The following is a 22706-nucleotide window of genomic DNA, read 5'->3' as shown; positions in this document are numbered from 1 at the left end:
TCCCACTGGGGCTTGCTGGTCGGTTCGGTCCGATTTACTTCGCTGCTGGGACCGGCTCCAGTTCCTGGAGATCAAAGTACCCTCGATAACCGTGCATGTAGACGGCTGCTCGGTGCCCGAATAGAACGGTTGCCGTCGTAGCGGTCTCGAGGTTCCCGTAGTTGCCTGTGGTGGACCGGAACAGAGTCCCGATCGTGTACCGATCGTTCCACTTCCGGACCATTTCTCCGGCGTTCTCGGTTGGCTTCCGCGCGGCGTGCACCGGGGCTTTTGCCCCACGCGCGAGTTCGCGGCTGATCTTTTTCAGCAATTTAGTCAGCACCGCGCCGTGACCGATCTCTTCGAACTCCATCCCAGAATATTCGAGGAGGTGCTCCACCGTGTCGGACCACCGCACAGCGTTGACCATCTGCTTCGTCAGAATCTCCTTGACGAGGTGGCCCTCGTAGGCCCTCGCGGTCACATTGGAGATAACCGGTATACGCGGCTCGGAGAAGGGGATTCCTGCCAGAAACCCACTGAACTCCACGCGGGCCGACTCCATGTACCGGGAGTGGAATGCCCCGCTCGTCTTCAGCGGCACGAACAGGTGGTTCCCGGTCTGGAACAGCGGCTTCGCGGCCTCGACGTCCTCGGCACGGCCGGAAATCACAATCTGCGACGGTGTGTTGAAGTTCGCCAGATCGAGGGAGTCGAGCCCGTTCTTCGTGAGGATCGTGCGGATCTCCGCCTCCGAGGCATTCAGCACGGCCGCCATCCCGCCGCCCGAAGCCTGGCCCATCAGCTCCCCGCGCTTGCGCACCAGCCGCAGGCCGGTCTCGAAGTCGAAGACCTCGGCCGCCAGCAGCGCGTTGTACTCGCCAAGGCTATGACCTGCGACGAAGTCCGGAACAAGCCCGGTCTCACGGAGCTTTCGGTAGTAGGACAGGGCGTTGACGACATACATCGCCGGCTGGGTGTACTGCGTTTGGTCGAGCAGTTTGTCCGGATCCTCCAGGCAGAGGTTCTTGATGGAGTAGCCCAGAATCGAGTCGGCAGAGCGGGTGAGATCCTCGAATTCGTCGAAAAGGGAAGACCCCATCCCCTTCTGCTGCGCCCCCTGCCCGGGGAAGACGTAGGTCCGCATGGGCAATCCTTTCTCATCATCTTCCAAATCCGGTCGCGACGACCGCGATCATGTGTCGCCTTACCCTGCCAGAAAATCTACTCCCACGCCTCCCTGTACTCCGAGAGAATCGAGGACGCCTGGCGCATCAGCTCCATCGCTATCCGGTCCGGATGCCGATTTCTCCAGCTTTCCCACGGAGCGCCCCGCACCCATTGGTTGAAAGCCCCCAGCGCAGGCCCGGTATGGATCTGCACATTGGCCCGATCGAACTCGGTTTCCATGAACGACAGCCGACTGCTGTAGCCGTAGTACCAGCGGAAGATGAGAGCCATGCGCCGCTTCGGACTGCGCTCGGCCCGCTCGATCTCCGACTCACGGCCCGTCTTCTGCAGGTGCTCGCAGGTTTCCCGCCAGACCTCGTCGACGCTCTTCTTGAAGTAGGTGTCCTGGACCTGCTGCCGAATCCCCTGCGGGATCTCCTCCCACGAGTCGTAGCGCTTGTACAGCGTGTACAACCGGTTCGCTCGGGCGGGAAACAGAACGCCCTTCTTCAGGACCTGTACCAGGGCACCGATCTCGAACATATCGCCCGCTGGACAGTAATCGGTGTCCTGGACGTCGATGGTCTGCAACCGGTCCTTCACCGCGTCGCTGATGCGGGCCTCGACCGTGCACTGGTTGATGGAACCGGTCATGACGAAGTCGGCACCCATGGCGAAGGCGGCGGCGACCGCGTGCGGCGTCCCGATCCCCCCGGCGAGCCCCAGACGGATCTTTTCGTCGTAACCGAACTCCCGCGTCATGCGCAGCCGCAGGCTCTGCATCGACGGCAGCAGCACGGTGGACACCCCGCGGTCGGTGTGGCCCCCTGAATCCGCTTCGACGGTGAGGTCCTGCGCCACAGGGACCCCCCGGGCCAGCGCGGCCTGCTCGCGACTGACCCTGCCCTCGGCCACCAGCTGCGCCACGATGTCCTGCGGCGCGGGTCGCATGAACTCACGGGCCACCTCGGGCCGCGAGACCTTGGCGACGATCCGCGTGTCACGGGCGACCCCGCCTCCCGGCCGGGCCCGCAGCCCCGACAGATGGAACAGGACCAGGGCCGGGGTGACCTTGATGAAGGCCGATGCCTCGATGACGCGCACACCGTGGGCGAGCAGCATCTCGACGTTGGCCGTCTCCCGTGCCGGGTGCTGGAGGTCGCACAGCAGATTGACGCCGAAGGGTCGGTGGGGCGCCAGGTGCCGCCGGATGTGGGCGATGTCGTCCGTCACCCGCTCGGGGTTCAGGCCGGCGGCGCCCAGGAATCCCATGAAGCCGGCCCGCCCCATGGCGACCACCAGCTCCTTCGAGGCGATACCTCGGTACATCGACCCCGACAGATAGGCGTAGTCGACGCCGAAGTCCCTGCGGAAGGAGGCGCAGCCGAGCCGCCCTGCCATGTTCTCCTCACGTCCTCCTGCCGCGTTCACTTCGTGTCCCTCGCCTTCTGGTGGCGGGTGACCCAGGCCTTCGCCACCGGGAGCCGCTTGTCCCGCTTGGCGGTGTAGAGCACCTTGCAGAAGGACCGCACGGCGGTGAGCGCCACCGGGTCGCCGAGCATCACGAAGTGGTTCGCCGAGTCCACGTCGACCTGGTGGAAGTTCGGCAGCTGCCGCTGCCACTCCGCCCAGTACACGGCGTGGTCCAGGACCGCGCCGTCCTCCTGCGTCGAGAACAGTGGCTCCAGTTCCCCGTAGAACAGTCCGCTCCCGTTGCGGAAGTAGAAGCAGGTGACCGACTCCGGCCGGGGGAGCGGCGCGATGTCGTAATCCAGCAGTCCGTAGGCCTCCTGGACGCGCAGATTGCGCAGCACCCGGGCCCGCAGCACCTGCGCGTCCCCCTTCAGGCCGCGCTGTCGCGCCAGAGTGAGCATCTGGTCGATCAGGCCGTCCTCGTCCTGGTCCCAGTCGACCTCGCGGCCGGGCACCAACGTGGTGGCGAAATCCTGCGGAGCAGGCTTGGACGCGGCGAACAGCAGGGCGTTGACCTGCTGCAACAGCATGTCGGTGCGCGACATGGTCACGTCCCCCACGCTGTCGTCGTAGGTGTCCACCATGACGATGCTCTCGACCGTTCCGCCCTGCTCCTGGAGCCGCCGCGTCACCTCGTAGGCCAGCAGGCCGCCGAAGGAATAGCCACCGAGGTCGTAGGGCCCCTCGGGCTGGACCGTGCGAATGATCTGCGCGTAGTGCGCTGCCAGCGCCGAGATCCCGTGCAGCGGATCGCTGTTCGTCATCCAGCCACGGGCCTGGATCCCGTAGAAGGGCCGCTCGACGCTGTCGGTGATGGACGCGTAGACCTCCACCCCGCCGAGCCCGCCGTGGAACCAGAAGACCGGTCGGCCCTCACGTCCGGAATTGAGGTGGACGACCTCGGGGACGCGCACCGGAGCGGTGGGCGCCGGCCCGGCCCCAGCGGATGCGACAGCCTCGGCCCCGAAGCGCCGCACCAGGTCCCGGGTCGACCGGCACTCCCTCAGTGCGCCGAGGTCGGCCATGGGGGCGACCTCGGCCTGCAGCGCCTGGAGCAGCTGTGTGGCGTGGATCGAGCTGAAGCCGAGGTCCTCCAACGGCGTCGCAAGGTCGAGTTCCTCCGTCCGCAATCCCAGCACCTCGGCGACGATGACCGTGATCCGGTCCGCGGCGCCGGTGGCCGGAGCAGCAGCCGCCGGAGCGGTGAACGCCGCCGGAGCAGCGATCGCGGTCGTGCCATTCCCTCCCGCGGGCAGTGGCACCCAATACCGTTTCCGGTCGAAGGGGTAGGACGGCAGCGACCGCAGCATCCGCGGGGTTCGGCCGCCGCGCGGCACCGATCCCCAGGGCACGTTCCCGCCCCGCGCCCACAGCAGGGCCAGCTTCTCGAGGTGGTTTTCGGCCAGCAGCTCGCGGGCCAGCGTGTCCCCGGCCCGTCCGCTCAACAGCAGGCCGAAATCCGAGTCGTCCCGCCCGGCGTTACCGGTGAACAGCGGGACGGGGGCGGTCTCCTCGGAACCGTCGAGGTAGTGGGCGAGGCCCGCGACGAGTTCCTTGAGGTTCCCCGCCACCAGTGCCAGCCGGGAGTCCATGGCCTCGCGCCCGCGCTGCAGTGTGTGGGCGAGGTCCACGAGGGACAGATCCGCCTGCGCGGGCACGAACTCCATCAGCCGGCTCGCGACGGCCCTCAGCCGGTCCTCGGTGCGGGCCGAGAGGACCACGATCTGTGGCATCAGGTCGGCGTCCCGGGAAGCCGGTGCAGCGGCGTCCTCGGCCACGGGCTCCCCCACGTACTCCTCGACGACCAGATGGGCGTTGGAACCGCCCGCTCCGAAGGAGTTGACGGTCGCCCGCAGGGGGTACTCCCGCTCCTGGCCGTCGAGGTTCACGACGGGCCGGCGCCACGGCTCCGCCTCCTGCGGCAGATAGAACGCGGTGCCCGCGAGCTCCACCCCCGGGTTGAGCCGGCCATGCCCGGCGAACGGAACGAGTCGGCGGTGCCGGATTTGCAGGACGACCTTGCTCAGCTGGGCTATGCCCGAGGCCGCCTCAAGGTTGCCCAGCGTGGACTTGACCGTGCCTACGGCACAGAACTGCTCGTCCCGGGTGTGCTCGCCGAAGGCGTCCCGCAGCGCCGCGAATTCGATGGCATCGCCCATCTGGGAACCGTTGGCCGACGCCTCGACGTAGCTGATCGTGCGCGGGTGGATGCCCGCCCGCTCCAGGTTCTCCCCGATCAGCCGCTCCTGCCGGTCCGGGCTGGGCACCATGGGGCCGCTGGTGCGGCCCTTGTGGTTGGTCGCGCTCGACCGGATGACGGCGAGGATCTCGTCCCCGTCGCGGACGGCCCTGGCCAGCGGCTTCAGCAGCACCGCGCCGACGCCCTCCGCGGGTATGAACCCGTCCCCGTCGAGGAGAGCCCGGCTGTCGGGGTCGCTGCCCGTGAGGCCGGTCAGGTTGAGCCCCAGGTACTTCTTGGGGTGCAGGGAGAGGTTGACGCCACCGGCGATCATCATGTCGCAGCCGCCCCTGCGCAGTTCCTCGCACGCCATGTGGATCGCGACGAGCGACGAGGAGCAGGTGGTGTCGATCGCGAGGCTCGGCCCTTGCAGGTCGAAGAAGTGCGACACCCGGTTGGCGATGGCGCTGTAGCTCATCACCGACGTGATGGACTCGTGCACGATGTCGGACGACAGCAACTGGTACTGCTGGTACATCGCGCCGACGTAGACGCCGACCCGGCTCCCGTGCACGTCGCGCAGCCGGTCCCGGGTGTAGCCGGAGCTCTCCAGCAGGGTCCAGACGCACTCCAGGAACAGGCGCGTCTGCGGATCCATGATCGTGGCCTCGCGCGGTGAGACGTTGAAGAACAGTGCGTCGAAATCGGCTACACCGTCGAGGAATCCGCCCCACTTGGTGGGGGTCCTGCCGGGCTGGTTCCGGTCGGAGTCGTAGTAGAGGTCGTGCTCCCAGCGGTCCTGGGGCACCTCCGTGACGCAGTCCCGTCCCTCGACCAGGTTCTCCCAGAACCCGTCCAGGTCCTCGGCGCCGGGATAGCGGCCGGCGAGTCCGATCACCGCGATCGCGTCCTCACGGAGCGCGGGCTGCACCGGCTCGGCCGGTGACGGCACCTCGATCGGCGCCGGGGACTGTGTGACTGCGACCGGGACTCCGGCCTCGGGTACGGGCGACCGGTCGGGCTCATCGTGGATGCCGACGACTGTCCGCACCGCGTCCGCGTGGGCGCGGAGGAAGTAGGCACTCAGCTCCTGGATGTTCTGGTACTCGAAGAAGAGCGTCTTGGACAGCGAGCCGAAATCGGCCTCCAGCCGGTTGGTGACCGAGAGCGCCAGCACCGAGTCGATGCCGAACCGCTCGAAGGGCGCCGCCGAGTCGATCCGGTGGCCGGGCACCTGGATGACCTCGCTCAACGTCCTCCGGAGGTAGGCGACCAGGGCGGCGGGCACCGCGTCTGCCTCGACGCCCGTCGCCTGCCGGGATCGGCCGGCAGCCGGGCCTTCCACCGGGGCGGCCGACCGCAGCGGTGCGGGCCGGGACGCCTCCGGCGCCGCGGCCAGGCCCAGCACGGCACGTCTGATCCGTTCGGCGTCGCCCGCCACGACCAGGACCTGGCTGTGCGGCGCGTCCAGCGCTGCGTACAGCGCGCCCATGCCCTCGGCGGTCGGCATGGGCGCCATGCCCAGCCGCTCGTTCATCATCGCCTCGGTTCCGGGGTCCACCCGCATCCCGCCCTCGGCCCACAGCGGCCAGTCGACCGACACGGAGGCTCCCGAGCGCTCACCACGGGCGACCAGCTGCCGCCGGTGGTGCGTGTAGGCGTCCAGGAACGCGTTGGCCGCCGCGTAGTCGCTCTGCCCGGCGTTGCCGAACACCCCTGCCGCGCCGGAGAACGCCATGATGAAGTCCAGGGGTACGTCCTTGCTGGCCTCGTCCAGGTTCACCAGGCCGGCGACCTTCGGCGCGAGGACGGCGCGGCACTCCTCGGCGGTCTTGCCCCGTACGAGACCGTCGCGCAGCACCCCGGCCGCGTGGACGATGCCGTGCAGGGTGCCGTGTTCCCGCACGATGCCGTCCACCAGGGAGCGCACCGCGGCGGCCCGGGCGACGTCGACCTGGGCGTAGCGGATGTCGGCTCCCTGGCCGCGCAACGCGTCGAGGAGGGACTCCTGTTCGGGTCCGAGTGGCGAGCGGCCCGCCAGGACGAGCTTGACGTCGCGCACCCCGGCGGCCATGTCCCGTGCGACGAGCGTGCCGATGCCGCCCAGCCCGCCCGTGACGAGGTAGACCCCGCCACTGCGCCAGGGCACCCGGACCTCCGCGGGCGCGTCCCCCTCGCACCAGGCCAGGGCCTCGACGCGGCCGGACCGGAAACGCAGGCAGGACTCGTGGGGATGCCGGCGGCCGGCGACGACCCGGGACATCATCTGCTCGGCGGTTTCGGCCGGGTCGACGAGCACGACCTGCGGCAGCAGCCCGGGCTCCTCCGCCTGTGCCGACTTCAGCAGCCCGAACAGGCCGCGGGTGGTGTCGGGTCCGGTCTCGTCGGGGACGACGAGCTGTACGTGGACCCCGTGCCGCACGCCCGCGGCCAGGAGGCGGCGCAGGTGGTCGAGCGCCTGGACGGTGTACTCGGTGAACCGCTCCGCGATCCCGGGGGCGGTGGAGGTCAGACGCAGCAGCCGCGCCGCCGGATCCCGCCGGGCCAGGAGCGCGCCGAGGCCGGGCAGGTCGGGCAGCAGCACGACGTGTTCCCGCGGCTCGGTGTCCGGGGCACCGGGGACGGCCTCCCGCCAGACCGGCAGGAAGCTGACGCAGGACACCGCGTCCGGCTCGGTCGCGCCGACCTCGCCCCCCAGGACGCGGTAGGACATGCCACGGATCCGGACGCACACCCGTCCCCGGTCGTCGCAGAGGTCGATGTCGAGCTTGAAGACCGTACCGTCCGCCCGGGAGCCCGCGCTGGAACGGATCCACGCCCACATCGACTCCGGGCAGCTGCCGAGCACTTCGAGCTCGTCCAGGGCGAACGGCAGGGAGGGCTTCATGCCGGTGACGTCGAGTGCGGCGGCCGTCCCGGCCGCGAGGCCGATGCCGAGTGATGCCTGCAGGGTCGCGTCGAGCAGGCTCGGGTGCAGGACGAACGCGTCGCGAGCGGCGCGCACCGAACCGGGCAGTACCAGGCGGGCCAGGACCTGGCCGCGGCCGACGTGCAACCGCTCCAGGCCGCGGTGCGAGGGGCCGTAGCGGAAGCCGATCGCCTCGTACGCCTGGTACAGCTGGGCTGCGGTCAGCTCCTCCTGGTCGCACGCGGCCAGGAGGGCCGACACGTCGAGCAGCGCCGGCGCCGCTGTCCTCCGCACCACCTGCCCCTGGCTGTGCACCACCGGGGTGGAGCCGGTCTCCGGGCCCGGCATGCCGGTGATCTCGTAGTCGGCCTCGTCGGGGCCCTTCGGCACGAGGGACGTGACGAGGGTGACGGGCTCGGCGTCCACGGCCACGGGCCGCGCCCACACCACGTTGCGCAGGGCGATTCCGCCGGTGCCGCCACCGGGTTCGGGCGTCCCCAGGGTCAGGGCGGCGGCGGCCCGCGCCATCTCCAGGCAGGCGACGCCCGGCAGCACCTTCCGTCCCTTGACCACGTGGTCGGTGAGGAAGTGCTCCAGGCCGGTGAACCGCGTGCGATAGCGCCGGGCGCCGAAGTCCGAGACGTCTTCGTGCAGCAGCGGGTGCGGCTCGGCCGTGTCGGGGCGCGCCGGAGTGAGCGCCCGCTGCTCGGGCACCCAGTACCGGTCACGGGCGAACGGGTAAGTCGGCAGCGGTACGCGGGTGTAGCGGTCTCCGGCGAAGAGAGCGGCGTAATCCAAGCCGTAGCCCTGGACGTAGAGGTCCGCGACGGTCGACAGCAGCTCGGTGCGGGATGCCGGGTCGGTGGCGGCCTGCCGGACGCAGTCGTTGCCGAGGTTCCGCAGTGCGGCACGCTCGTCAAGCCCCTGCGCGGGGACCTCGCCGGCGCACACGCGGGGGCTCTGCCCCCGGTCGAGCCAGGTGCGCAGGCTCTGGACCAGTTCCCCGCGGTCGCGTACGACCCAGGCCAGCCGGTGCGAGAGGTGCTTGCGGCCGAGGAGAAGGGTGAAGGCGATGTCGCCCGCGTCCAGTTCGGGCCGCTGCTCGCAGTGCTCGATCAGGCGCTCGGCCTGCTCGACGAGTTGCCCGGCGGTGGCCGCGGACAGGGTGACGAGGTGTGCGGTGGGTGCGGTGGGGCGGCGGACCGCCCCCGGAGCCTCCTCGAACACGATGTGGGCGTTGGTACCGCTGACCCCGAAGGAGCTGACCGCGGCACGTCGTGTGCCGTCGCTCCCGGCAGCCCAGGGGCGGTTCACCGTGTTCACGTAGAAGGGGCTGTCGGACATGTCGATGTGCGCGTTCGCCTGCTCGAAGTTGATCGAGGGCGGGATGCTCCGGTGCTCGAGCGAGAGCAGGACCTTGATGGCTCCGGCGACGCCGGCGGCGGTGACGGTGTGGCCGAGGTTGGACTTGACCGACCCCAGTGCGCAGTAGTCCCGCCGGTCCGTGTACCGACGGAAGGCCCGCTTCAGCGCCTGGTACTCGATCGGGTCACCGAGCTTGGTGCCCGTGCCGTGCGCCTCCATCATCTGGATGTCGTCGGGGCGGATCCCGAAGGTGTCGTAGACCGAGGTCTCCAGCCGCTCCTGGGACGCGGCGCTCGGCGCGGTGATCCCGTTCGACGCGCCGTCCTGGTTGATCCCGGAGCCGCTGATGACGCCGCGGATGTGGTCGCCGTCGGCGAGCGCGTCGCTGAGCCGCTTGAGGACGAGGACTCCGACGCCCTCGCCGGGCACGAAGCCGTCGGCCCGGTCGTCGAAGGTGTGGCAGCGGCCGCTCGCGGAGAGCATGCCGGCGCGGCCTGCCAGCACGTAGAACTGCGGCGTGCACTGCACGGAGACGCCGCCCGCCAGGGCCATCTCGGTTTCACCGCCCCACAGCCCCTGGCAGGCGAGGTGGATGGCGACGAGCGAACTGGAGCAGGCCGTGTCGACCGCGATCGCCGGGCCCTGGAGGTCGAGATGGTACGAGATGCGCGCCGGCATCGCCGACAGCGCGTTGCCCCACATGGACTGCGGGGGCGCCTCGGCGCCGAACAGCTGCGCGTATCCGCTCTCCTGGCAGCCGACGTACACGCCGACGCGCCGCCCCTGGGTGTCGGATCCCGCGTGGCCGGCGTCTTCCAGCGCCTTCCACGACTCCTCGAGGAAGAGCCGCTGCTGCGGGTCCATGTAGGTGGCCTCGACGCCCGAGATGTTGAAGAAGGCCGGGTCGAAGCGATCGATCCCGTCGATGAAGCTGCCGCGATCGCAGCCCTGCGCATCGGTCGGGTGGTACCGCGACAGGTCCCAGCGTGAGACGGGCTCGGTGAGGTCATGGCCCTGTGCGAGGTGCTCCCAGAGCTGCTCGACGCCGGCCGAGCCGCCGAACCTGCCGCTCATGCCGACGACGGCGATGGGCTCTCTGGACGGGGCTTCCGCGGCGGTCGGGCGGGACGCGGCCGGAGGCGACGCGAGCTCCTCGGGCGCGAACCGCTGCCCGGCCGGCGGCGGGTCAGCCACCCCGTTCCGGTGGGCGTGGTCGACGATGTGTCGCGTCAGCCGGCTGACGGACCCGTGGTCGAAGAGGTCGGTTGTGGAGAGGTCGGTGCCGAGCGCGCGGTTGATCTCCTGGATCAGCCGGACGCCGATGATCGAATCGACGCCGTAGTCCATGAAGGCGTCATCCGCGGCGATCTGTGTCCGGTCGATCTTCAACGACAGTCTCAGCTGCTCGAAGATCGTGTCCTTGACGTGCTGTTCCAGCACTTCGCCGGAGGCCGTGGCCTCCTGGGCCTCGCGTCGGACGAGGCCGTCGCCGACCGCTTCCGCCGTGGGGGCCGCAGTCTCCTGGACCTCCTGCCGGACGAGGCCGTCGCTGTCCGCTGCGATCACCTGGTAGCCCAGCTCGTGCAGCCGCCGCGCCGGGAAGGACACGGAGCCGAATCCCTCGTCGTCGAGCACCTCCTCCCAGGACTCCGGGGAGAGGCCGGGACCGCCCGGCATGCGCAGCTCGTCGTCCTCGTACAGCCACCAGCCGTCGAGGAGGCCGAACGTCAGGTGTGTGAAGAGCGAATGGGTGGACAGCTCGTTGGCGAGCAGGACGCCGTGCTGCTTGAGCGCGCCCTTGGCGTTGCGCAGCGTCCGGCGGATGTCCTTCGTGGCGTGCAGCACGTTGGTGGCCAGGACGAGGTCGTAGGAACCGGGTGCTATGCCCTGCGCCGCCAGCGGGTCCTCGACGTTGAACAACCGGTATTCCAGATAGGGGTGACGCGGCCCGTACTCCTGCTCCGCGTACATCAGGAAGGACTTCGACAGATCCGTGTAGGAGTACGTCTCGACATGCGCCGCGAAGGGCTCCAGCCGCTCGAAGACGGTGACGCTCCCGCCGCCGGTGCCCGCGCCGATCTCCAGGATGCGGATGCGGGCATCCGGGTCGGCGCGCACGATCTCCCGCACCACGGCAGCCGCGGCGTCCGCCAGGATCTCGTTGAAGCAGTCGGAGACGGGGTTGTTCCGGTAGATGCGCTCGACCAGCTCCATCGACGAGTCGGGGAACATCACGTCGGTGGCGAGCACCTCGCCGCGCAGGATGCCCGGCAGCGCACGCAGTGTGGCGTCGAGCAGCGTGAACTGCGCGCGCAGGGCGGCGTCGACCTGCGCGCCGGCGCCGTGGTCCTCCCATTCCGACCACGTGGCGGAGCTGTTCACCGCCACCGCCGGGGCCGGCCGCGAGGGGGAGCCGTGCAGCAGCCCCTGAACGCGCAGCCGCCGCACGGATTCGCCCAGCCAGCGCCGCAGTCCGCCGCCGGGGGGCAGGGCGGGAGCCTCGCCGGACAGCTGCCCCGCGCTCTCGAGCTGAACGAGCAGCAGGCGGCTCAGCAGGTCCTCGTCCACGCCCGCGGCGGCACCGGCCGATGTGCCCGCCGCCGGGCCCGTCGTACCAGCCGGCTCCCGACACAGCTGGCGCAGGGGAACCCGCGTGCCTTCGGGCACCATCGTGATGGCTTCGCGCCGAATGTCGTTCAGCATGTCAGGAATTACCCCCGTGGGCCTTGATCAGCCCAAGTTGATCGAACGTGCTGGAAAGGAGGACGTCAAGAGCCGCCATGCCGTCTGCGGGCTCGATCGAGCCCGCACCTGCCCTGTGCATGCGCTCCCGGTACTCCGGTGCGGCGACGATGCCGACGGTGCCCCAGTAACCCCAGTTCATGGTCTTGACAGGAATGTCCAGCTCGCTCGCGAGGCGGTGGGCGTACGCGTCCTCGAACACGGATCCCGCCACGTAGTTGCACTGCCCCGAAGCCTTCAGGAACGAGTTCATCGAGGAGAAGAAGAGGAGGAAGTCCAGCGGCTCGCCCCGGAAGACCTGGGCGACTCGGACGCTCACGTCGACCTTGGCCGTGACCGCGGCGCGGAAGCGCTGCTCCTCCATGCGCTCCAGGCTCCGGTCGAGCAGCACGATCGCCGAGTGGATCACACCGTGGACGACCGGGTGGGTCCTCTTGATGTCCTCGTACGCCCGCTCCAACGCCGCCCGGTCGGTGGCGTCGGCCCGCACGTAGCGCGGTTGGGGGCCCAGCTCCCCCAGGCGCCGCAGCTTCGCCCGGATCGACTCGTCCTCCTCCCGCCGTCCGATCCACACGACATGCGCCCCGTAGGTGCGGACCATGTGCTCGGTCCATGCCTCGCCGATGCCTCCCGCGCCGCCGATGACGACGTAGACGCCGCCCTGCCGGTACACCGCCCGGCGGGTGCGCTCCGTGGTGGTGTCCTGCACGGGCACGAGGGTCTGGCGGTACCAGCGGGCACGGCGGTACCCCCACACGCTGCCGCTCTCCTCGCGGGGCAGCGCGAACAGCTGCGCCACCGGCCAGTCGCGGTCCGGGTCGAGATCGGCCAGGCGCACCGTCCAGCCCGGGTACTCCTTCGCCACTGAGCCGAGCAGTCCGTGCAGTCCGGCGTGGGTCGGGTCCACGGCGTCCGTACGCCGGACCCGCAGAGTCCGCTCGGTCACGACCGTGACGTCGAGCGGGCGGCGGCCGTACCCCAGGCTCAGCAGCGCCTTCAGCGTGCGGAAACAGGCGTACAGACCGGCCTCCTGTGCGTCCACCAGCGCGTCGTCCGCGCCGTCGGCGGCCGGCTCCCCAGGAGCCAGCCAGACGAGGTGCCCGAGGGCTTCGCCGGTGGCGTCGAGCTTCGCGGCGATGGTCTCCGTCGTGTCCGCGGGGTCCAGCGGCAGGCGTTCGGCACGTGGATGGACGACACGGATCCGCTCCCAGTGCTCCGTGGTGCCGCCGATCACGACGACTCGGCCGGGCGGGAGGGTGACGTCCTGCGGCACGCGCTGGGGGACCACGTCCCAGACAGGCGCCAACAGGATGTTCGTACCGTCCGTGACCTCGCCGTCGGGCATGTCCGGTTCGTGCTGTTCCTCGGTGACGACGGGGTCCGGTGACTGGAGGGACACCGCGGGCTGCCGGGACGCCGGGGCGTCGTCGAACCAGTAGCGCTCGCGGGCGAAGGGGTACGTGGGCAGGGGGACCCGGCGGGGCCGGGTCCCCGCAGACAGCCGCGCCCAGTCGACGGGCGTTCCGCCGATCCACGCCGCGGCCAGCTGCTCGGCTTCCGTCACCGGCACCGTGCCGTCCCGATCGGCCTGCGGTACCGGCTCGGACCGCCCTGCCCGGTTCTTGCCGGCCAGGCCGGTGAATACGCCGTCCGCCCGGCCGTCCTCGGCGTACCGTGTCAGTCTCTCCAGCAACTCTCCCGGCGTGGTGGCCACGACGGCCAGCCGCCGTGTCATGGCTTCCCTGCCCTGCTGCAGCGTGTGGGCGACGTCCGTCAGGACCAGCGACGGGTGGGCGCGCAAGTGCGCCGCGAGGCGAGCGGCCGACGTCCTCAGCTGCTCCTCACTCCTGGCTGAGATCACGAAGACCTGCGGGCCCCCGACCGGCCGCTCCGCGGCGTCCGCCGCCTCCGGCAGATGCTCCTCCACGACCAGGTGGGCGTTGGTACCGCTGAAGCCGAAGCCGCTGACGGCCGCGCGCCGCGGGGAGCCCGGTTCGGTCTTCCACGGCGCGAGCTCGGTGTTCACGCGGAACGGAGAGCCTTCGAAGTCGAAGTGCTCGTTGGGGCGGTCGAAGTGCAGCGTCGGCACCAGCTGCTCATGCCGCATGCACAGCAGCACCTTCTGGATCGAGGCGATGCCTGCTGCGGCGGAGGTGTGGCCGAGGTTGCTCTTCACCGAGCCGATGGCGCAGTATCCGGTCTTGTCGGTCCGCTCACGGTAGACCGTCGCCAGGGCTTCCAGCTCGATCGGGTCGCCCAACTTGGTCCCCGTACCGTGCATCTCGACGTAGCCGATCCCGGCCGGGTCGATGTTGTACCGCTCGTAGACGTCGCGCTCCAGCTCCGTCTGGCTCACGACGCTCGGCGCGGTGATGCCGTTGGTCCTGCCGTCCTGGTTGATGCCGGAGCCGACAACCACGCCGTGGATGTGGTCGCGGTCGCGCACGGCGTCGTCGAGACGTTTGAGGACGAGCGCCCCCACACCCTCGCCGGGAACGAACCCGTTCGCACCGTTGTCGAAGGCCTTGCAGCGGCCGTCCGGGGACAGCATTCCCGCGCTGGACATGCTGAGGTACGAGTCCAGGCTCAGATAGAGGGTGACGCCACCGACGAGGGCCATGTCGATCTCACCGCTCCGCAGGGCCTGCGTTGCCAGATGAGTGGCCACCAGAGAGGACGAGCAGGCCGTGTCCAGAGCAATGGCGGGACCCTTGAGATTGAGGAAATAGGCGATGCGTGCAGCTGTGATGGCATTGCTGCCGCTCGTGGCCGCCGCACTCGACTCACCGCCCTGCCGCTGCATGAGCATGCCGTATTCACTGCTCATGATCCCCAGATAGACACCGCACTTGTGACCGCTCAGCGAGCTGGGGTCGTATCCCGCGTCCTCGAACGCGTGATACGCCTCCTGAAGGAAGAGCCGCTGCTGCGGATCCATCAGCTCCGCTTCCGCGGGCGGGATGTTGAAGAACAACGGGTCGAAGACGTCGATGTCGTCGAGGTGCCCCATCCACTTGCAGTTGACCTTGCCCTGCTGGTGGGGGCGCGGGTCGTAGTGATCGGCGACGTACCACCGGGAATCGGGGACCTCACCCACACAGTCGCGGCCCTGCGCCAGGTTGTCCCAGTACTCGTGCAGAGTCCCGGACGCCGGGTACCTACCGGACATGCCCACCACGGCGATCGCACCGGCCCGGCCGGGATCCGCTCCCGGCGGCACGACGACGGACTCGGCCCGCGTCGTCTGCTCGGTCGCTGGAACCGGCCCGCCCATCCCGCCCACCCCGATCGGCTCGGGCTCGGGCTCGGGCTCGGGCTCGGGCTCGGGCTCGGGCTCGGGCTCAGTCACCTCACGAAAGGGTCGCCCTTGAGGGGCGCCTCCTTTGGCCAGCTCCCGGACGATGTAGGCCGTCAGCTCCATGACGGTGGGATGGTCGTAGAGCCGGGTCACCGCCAGATCCAGTCCGTATCGCTTGTTGATCGCCTTCGTCCACTCCACGCCGACGATGGAGTCCAGGCCGATGTCGGTGAACTTCGTGTCCGGATCGATCTCTTCCTCGCCCATGTACAGGGCGTCGGCGAGGCTCGCCGCCAGCTCGTGGACGAGCTTCTCCTGGTCCGGAACAGCGGGCGCCTGAGGGACGAGCGCGCCGGGCGTCGGGCCGAGCGGGTCTGCCGGAGCAGGGCGCGGGATGTTTTCCGTACCGGTCACGGTCGCTCCGGTCTCCGCGGCCGGCCCCTCCGGCACCGGGACGACGCCCGGCGAAGTGGGTCGCGCGGGCGCCGGCCCACCACTGTGCCCGAAACCTGCGTCCAGGGGCGTCAAGCCGATGCCGCGGGGCTTCGCGATGATCCGCGCGCCGGGTGCTGCCGGGGCAGTTGTCGGCGCGGCCTGGACCGGCACGGCAGGGCGCACCGCCGGCTCCACGGACTCGGCTGCCGTGACCGCGCTGCGGCCGGCCGTCCCGGTGTCGGACTGAGCAGCTGCGGCTATCCAGAACCGCTTGCGGGCGAACGGGTAGGTCGGCAACGAGATCCGACGCGGCAGCGAGTTCGGGTAGTAGCTGCGCCACGGCAGATCCAACCCGTTGGTCCACAGTTCGAGCAGCTTGGCGAACTTCCTCTTGTCCACCCAGGCCGCGATGGTGCGTTCCATGTCCTCGTCCTCGACGAGGACGGAGACGACGTCCTTGGAGCGCCTGCCGCGCCCCCGGTACAGCTCGGTGTCGTCCTTGCCCTCGACGAAGTCGCCCAGCCGGGCTGTCAGCTCGGCCGCCGAGCCGGCCAGGAACGCCAGCCGCTCGACCATGTGCTCACGGCCCACCTGGAGAGTGGCCGCGACACCGGGCACATCGGCATCCTCGATCCGCTCCTCCCGCGCCCAGTCCAGCAGGCGCCGGGCCTGCTCGCGCAGTTGCTCCTCAGTTCTCGCCGAGAGCACGATGACCGACTTCAGGGGCCACTGCGCCGGATCGTCGGCGGGCGCAGGCCCGGCCGGTACGTACTCCCCCACGATGACGTGGGCGTTCGAGCCGCCGGCCCCGAACGACGAGATGCCGGCGACACGCGGATACTCCCGAGGTCCGTCGGGTGTGTCGACCACCGGCCGTCGCCACTCCGCCAGCTCCCGCTGCACTCGGAAGGGTGTCTCGCCGAAGTCGATGTGCGGGTTCAGCGTCTCCGAGTGGAGCGAAGGCGCCAAGCGGCCGTGCGCGAGCTGCAGCAGCACCTTGGTGAAGGCCGAGATGCCCGCGGCGCTCTCGGCGTGCCCGATGTTGCTCTTGACCGAGCCGATCGCGCAGAACTGCCGGTCACCGGTGTGTCGGGAGAACGCCTTGGCGAGGCCGGCGATCTCGATCGGGTCCCCGAGCGAGGTGCCCGTACCGTGCGCCTCGACATAACTGATGGTGCGCGCGTCGACCCCCGCCCTGTCCAGTGCGCGGGCCACCACGTCGGCCTGGGCGTTCGGGTTGGGGACGGTGTAGCCGTTCGTCCGGCCACCGTGATTCACCGCTGTCGCCTTGATGACTCCGTGGATGCGGTCGTTGTCGGCAATGGCCCGGTCCAGGCGCTTGAGCATCACCGCTCCCACCCCCTCGGCGGGCACATAACCGTCGCCGCCCTGGCCGAAGCTCTCGCAGCGGCCCGTGCTTGACGCGAAGCCGGCCTGTCCCAGCAGAAGGTACTTGGCGGGGTGCAGGGACAGGTTGACACCACCGGCGACGGCGACCTCGCAGTCGCCGAACTGCAAGCTCTGGCAGGCGAGATGGAGAGCTGTCAGGGACGAGGAGCACATCGTCTTGACGGTGAGGCTCGGTCCCTGCCAGTCGCAGAAATAGGAGACGCGGTTGGCGATGTTCGCGGCGTTGCCCGGAACCGGCCTTCCGTCGGCCATCGCCTGGTCGGTCGCGCCGTAGAGCTGGTACTCGTCGTACATCGCGCCCACGAACACGCCGACGTTGCCCCCGGCTCCGTGCGGGGAGGGCGCCGTCAGGTCCTGGCGCGTGTACCCGGCGTCCTGGAGTGTCTCGTAGACGCACTCCAGGAACAGGCGCTCCTGAGGGTCGGTGAACTCGGCTTCACGCGGCGACATGTTGAAGAACAGCGGGTCGAACCGGTCGACGTCGTCGAGGAAGCCGCCCCACTTGGAGTTCGTCGTACCCGGCTTGGAACGGTCCGCGTCGTAGTAGACACGGTGGTCCCAGCGATCCTGGGGGACCTCGGTGACGCAGTCCCGGCCTTCGGTGAGGTTGCGCCAGAACGTCCGCAGGTCAGGTGCCTGCGGGTAGCGCCCGCCCATTCCGATGACGGCGATGTCCGTGCCGCGCGGTGCGGATCCGGACCACTCCGCGTCGTTCGCCGGCCCGGTCCGGGGTACCGCGCTCGCCCGTCCGGTGGCGGCGGACGTGGAGGAAGGCTCTGCCGGTGACGGAGAAGAGGGCGCCGCGGCGGCCGGGCCGGTCCCCCTCAGCTCCCGCAGTCGGTCCTCGTGGACTTCGATGAAGTACTGGCTCAGCTCCTTGATGGTGCGGTACTCGAAGAACAACGTCTTCGGGAGGTTTCCGAAGAAGGCCTCGAGCTGGGTGGTGAGGTTGATGGCCTGGATCGAGTCGATGCCGTAGCGCTCCAGCCGGCTGCCCGCCTCGATGCGCTGCGCGGGCACCTTCAGCACCTCCGACAGCAGCGAGGTGATGTACGTGATGGTCCATCCGGCCAGGCCGTCGTCCCGTCCCGCCGTCGGGCCGCCGGGAGTTCCGGTGTTCACAGGTGCCGTGTGCTCTCCGGCTTGCTGCATCGTCAGCGCCTTCCTGATCCGATCCGTGTGCCCAGCGGCGACGAGTACCTGGTGATGGTTCGTTTGGAGGCACCGGGTGAAGGCTCCGACCCCGGCGCCGCGCCCCAGCGGGGAGATCCCGTAGCGGTCGCGCAGCAACATCCTGGTGTCGGCATCGGCACCCATACCGCCCTCGGCCCACAGCGGCCAGTTGATCGAAAGGGTGCGGCCGGACCGGAGTCCGGCGGCCACGAGACCCTGGCGGTACTCGGCGAACGCGTCCATGAACGCATTCGCCGCCGCGTAGTCGGCCTGACCGACATTCCCCGTGACGGCGGCACCGGAGGAGAACGTCACGAAGAAGTCCAGATCGAGATCCTTGGTCGCTTCGTCGAGGCTCGCCAGGCCGCTCACCTTCGGGGCCAGGACCTCGCGGAACGCGCGTTCGGACTTTCTCAGGATGAAGTCGTCCTTGATCACGCCGGCGCTGTGGATGACACCGTGGATCGTCCCCGAGGTACGCCGGATCCCGTCGACCAGAGCCTTGACCGCGACCCGGTCGGCGACGTCGAGTGATTCGTAGGACACCTCCGCGCCCGATGCTCGAAGCTGCTCGAGGACCCGGCGCGACTGCTCGTCCTCCGGGGAGCGGCCGATGAGGACGAGCGTGGCGTCCTTCACCTCCCCCGCGATCTCCTCCGCGAAAATGCGGCCGAGACCGCCCATGCCGCCGGTGACGAGGTAGACGCCTCCGGCCCGCCACGGCGAGCCGAGGGACTCCGCCGGGGACTCCTCGGCCCAGGTGAGCACCTCACGCCTGTCTCCGCGAAGCCTCACGGTGGCGTCGACGGGGTCGCGCCGCTCCTTCGCGAGGAGATCGAGCCGTACCGCGACCGGTGTCTCGGCGGCCACCACAACGATCTGTCCGGTAATCCGCGGGTTCTCCAGAGCTGCGGTCCTCAGCAGCGCACCGAGACCGGTCAGCACCCGTGACTCCGGTCGATCGGTCAACAGGATCTGGAGGACGTACGTCGTCTGCGTACCGTCCCGCAACAGCTTCTGCGTCTTCTCGAACACCTGCAACGCGTAGTCCGTGTAGCGGACATCGACGGCGGCGGCCCGGGAGCCGAGCGTCACCACCTCGCAGCCCGGATCCGCCGAGGCACCGTCCACGAGTGCGCCGTCCTCGGCGAACACCACGGCCCGCTCGCTGACGGCGGGGACGGCCGCGTCGGGCAACGGGCTCTGCTTCCAGCGCGGGGAGGCGAACACCTCGCCGTCCCCAGGCGCGGCGGGTGCCTCGGCTGTCGCCTCCGGGTGCAGCGCCCGTACCGAGAGGCCCCGAACGCGTACCCGCACTCGTCCGGCGTCATCACACAGATCGAGATCGAAGGAACGGGTGGCCCCGCCCGTCGTGTCCCGGGCGCCACGCCGGCCCCAGACCCAGAGGGCTCCGGCCGGGGCGGCGAGCACCTCGACCCGCTCCACCCCGAACGGCACGAATGCCTGCCGCCGGAGGTCCGGCTCGCCGGCCGTCAGTCCTGCGCATGTCTGGAGAGCCGCATCCATCAAGCCCGGTGGCAGACAGCAGCCGGCCGCGTCGATGCGCGCCGCTTCGGGCAGCACCAGGCGGGCAAGCACCTGGGACTCGCCGAGGAGCAGATGATCGATACCTCGGAACGAATCGCCGTACTCGATCCCGGCGGATCGGAACGCGGGGTAGATCTCGGCCGCGTCCAGGCGCCGTTCGCCGCATTCGGCCTGCAGCCGCGCCAGGTCCACGGAGGCCGGTGGCGCGTCACACGGCACCACCGAGCCCGTACACAGCAAGGCTGCATCGGCGTCCTCGTCGGCGACGGACACCTGGAAGTGGACCGCGTCCGCGGAATCGAGCCGGAGCACCACATGCAGGTCGCGCGGGTGATCGTCGATGCGGAGCGGCCGGATCCAGACCACGTCCGTGAGAGCGGCGCCCGCGCTGTCCGCCACAGCCTTTCCCCTGGAGTCGGCGGCCGCCGCGAGTGCCATCTCCAGGTACGCGGCACCGGGCAGCGTCCGCACCCCGTGCACCAGGTGATCCCTCAGAACCGGCTCTTCGCCGATGAAGGTCGAACTGTAGCGCCGACCTCCGGGCTCGGAGGTGTTGCGGTGCAGCAGCGGGTGGAGCACGGCAGTCGCCGGCGGGACGGGACTGGCTGGCGCCTGTGGACTCACCGTCACCCAGTACCGCTCCTTGGCGAACGGGTACGTGGGAAGCGGGATGCGAAAGGGCCGACGCGGAGCGTAGAGCCGAGCCCAGTCGACGGCACGGCCGCCGGCCCAGACCTCCGCGATGCGGCGCCATGCGCGGGCGGAGATCAGCGAGCGGACCAGGTTGCGGTCGTCCTCGCTCTGCTCCTCCCAACCCGGCGACTCCGGTGTCCGGCCGTGGAAGAGTTCGACAGTGCCGTCCTGTCCCAGATGGGTCCTCAGACCCCGGGCCACCGCGTCGAGGGAATCAGCGGTGAAGGCCAATCGGCAGTCCAACGCCGCCCGCCCCTCCTGGAGCGAGAAGGCCAGGTCGATCAGATCGAGCCGCGGCTGCTCCTCGACGAAGGCGAGCAGATCGCGCACCCGGGCGTCCAACTGCCCTTCTGTCACTGCCGACAGGATGATCACGACAGCCGAGGACTCGGCGTGTTCACGTGTGTCACGCATAGCGATACTCCTCCAGCACCACGTGGGCGTTCGTCCCGCTGAATCCGAAAGAGCTCACGGCGGCCCGCCTCAGCTCGTGGCCGTTCCGTGCTTCCCAGAACTGGAGGTCCTTGCTGACGAACAACGGGCAGTCGTCGGGCTCGAGAAGCTCGTTGGGTGTCTCGACGTGGAGCGACGGTACGAGCAGGCCGTGGCGCAGGCCGAGCAGCACCTTGTGTACGCCGGCGATGCCGGCGGCGGCGGAGGTGTGTCCGATGTTGCTCTTCACCGAGCCGATGGCGCACGACCCCGCGGCGACTCCCCGCTCACGGTAGACCGTGCTCAGGGCGTCGAGCTCGATCGCGTCCCCGAGTTTCGTCCCCGTACCGTGCGTCTCGACGTAACCGATGGAAGCCGCCTCGATGCCGTGCCGGTCGTAGACCGTACGAACCAGTTCCATCTGGCTGTTGGCACTGGGAGCCGTGATGCCGTTGGTCTTGCCGTCCTGGTTCGTACCTGACGCCGCAACCACGCCGTAGATGTGATCGTGATCGGCTTCGGCGTCGCTCAGCCGCTTCAGCACCAGGGCTCCGACGCCCTCCCCCGGCACGAAGCCGTCGGCTCCTTGGTCGAACGACCGGCATTGCCCCTGTGCCGACAGCATCTGCGCTCCCGACATCCTGACGTAGGTGCCCGCGAGCAGGTACAGCGAGACACCTCCGACCAGAGCGACGTCGATCTCACCACTGGCCAGCGCCTGCTGGGCGAGGTGCAACGCGACGAGAGAGGACGAGCAGGCGGTGTCAAGGGCGATCGCCGGGCCTTTGAGGTTGAGGAAGTAGGCGATGCGTGCCGCGGCGATCGCGTTGCTGCTGCTCGTCGCGATGGTGTCTTCCTCGCTGTCGTTGCCTGATACCAGAAAGCTGTACTCGTTGCCGCTGATGCCCAGATAGACACCACATTTCATCCTGCTCAGCGAACCAGGGTCGTAGCCCGCGTCCTCGAAGGCCCGATAGGCCTCCTGAAGGAACAGGCGGTGCTGCGGGTCGATACCTTCCGCTTCGGCCGGTGAGATGTTGAAGAACAGCGGGTCGAAGCAGTCCGCATCCTTCAAATAACCCATCGACTTGCAATAGGTCTTGCCCTTTTGGCCGGGGCGGGGGTCGTAGTAGCGAGACACGTCCCACCGATCGGCGGGCACTTCCCGCACGGAGTCACGACCGTCACGGAGGTTGGCCCAGTACTCGCGGAGATTCTCCGCATCCGGGTAACGGCCGGACATTCCGACAACGGCCGCGCGGTCACCGCGAAAGGCGGTGTGCGGAGCGTCCCCGGGTAGCGCTGTGGCCCCGGTCGCGGCCGCAGCCGGATGCTCGCGTGTCCCGGAAGGAATATCAAGTCGGGGCACGGAACTCGGCACCGGCTCTGGAACTGGCACCGGCGCCGGCACCGGCTCTGGAACTGGAACTGGAACTGGCACGAAACTCGGCACCGGGTCCGGGTCCGGGGCCACCCCCGGCGAAGCGGCCTCCTCAGCCGGTATCAACTGCTCCACATAAGCAGCCAACTCCGCCACCGACGGATAGTCGTACAACCGCGTCGCAGTCAACGACGTGCCATACGCCTTATTGATCGACTTCACCCACTCCACCCCAATGATGGAGTCCAAACCCAATTCCACGAAATTACGCCGAGGATCAACCTCACCCTCCGACAAGAACAACACCGCCGCGAGCCCCGCCCGCAACTCCTCCCGCAACACACTCGAAGAGCGACCCGAACCACCGACCCGCCCCACCCCAACCGCCGGAACAGAAACCGAAGAAACCGGAGAAACCGGAGAAACCGGAGAGACCGGAGAGACCGGAGAGACCGGAGAGACCGGAGAGACCGAAAGGACCGGACGCCCCACCACATCAGCCGCCTCGAAGGGGCCACCA

At 69.4% G+C, this 22706-nt stretch carries 5 protein-coding genes; all 5 read right to left on the bottom strand.

The features are described from left to right. Positions 1 to 34: 34 nt before the first annotated feature. Positions 35 to 1126, bottom strand: coding sequence for an ACP S-malonyltransferase (gene fabD / locus ACFYQ5_RS03855; protein WP_389192645.1), 1092 nt, complete (start codon positions 1124 to 1126; stop codon positions 35 to 37). 77 nt (positions 1127 to 1203) lie between these two features. Beyond that, positions 1204 to 2580: a PfaD family polyunsaturated fatty acid/polyketide biosynthesis protein gene (locus tag ACFYQ5_RS03850; protein ID WP_389192642.1), complete on the bottom strand. Its 1377-nt coding sequence runs from the start codon at positions 2578 to 2580 to the stop codon at positions 1204 to 1206. Beyond that, a complete protein-coding gene (locus ACFYQ5_RS03845; protein WP_389192639.1) occupies positions 2577 to 11777 on the bottom strand; it encodes an SDR family NAD(P)-dependent oxidoreductase in 9201 nt (3066 codons plus the stop codon). Before ACFYQ5_RS03845 ends, ACFYQ5_RS03850 begins: the two co-directional genes overlap by 4 nt. 1 nt (position 11778) lies before the next feature. After that, positions 11779 to 20787 (bottom strand): SDR family NAD(P)-dependent oxidoreductase, encoded by a 9009-nt coding sequence (locus ACFYQ5_RS03840; protein WP_389192636.1) that lies wholly within the window; start codon positions 20785 to 20787, stop codon positions 11779 to 11781. Beyond that, on the bottom strand, positions 20780 to 22706 hold a 1927-nt coding region (locus tag ACFYQ5_RS03835; RefSeq protein WP_389192634.1), incomplete at its 5' end, for a beta-ketoacyl synthase N-terminal-like domain-containing protein. The genes ACFYQ5_RS03835 and ACFYQ5_RS03840, both read right to left, overlap by 8 nt.

This window comes from Streptomyces sp. NPDC005794 (assembly GCF_042871445.1).
GTDB lineage: Bacteria > Actinomycetota > Actinomycetes > Streptomycetales > Streptomycetaceae > Streptomyces.
The sequence above is the reverse complement of the archived record's forward strand: the minus strand, read 5'-3'. Positions and strand labels throughout refer to the sequence as shown.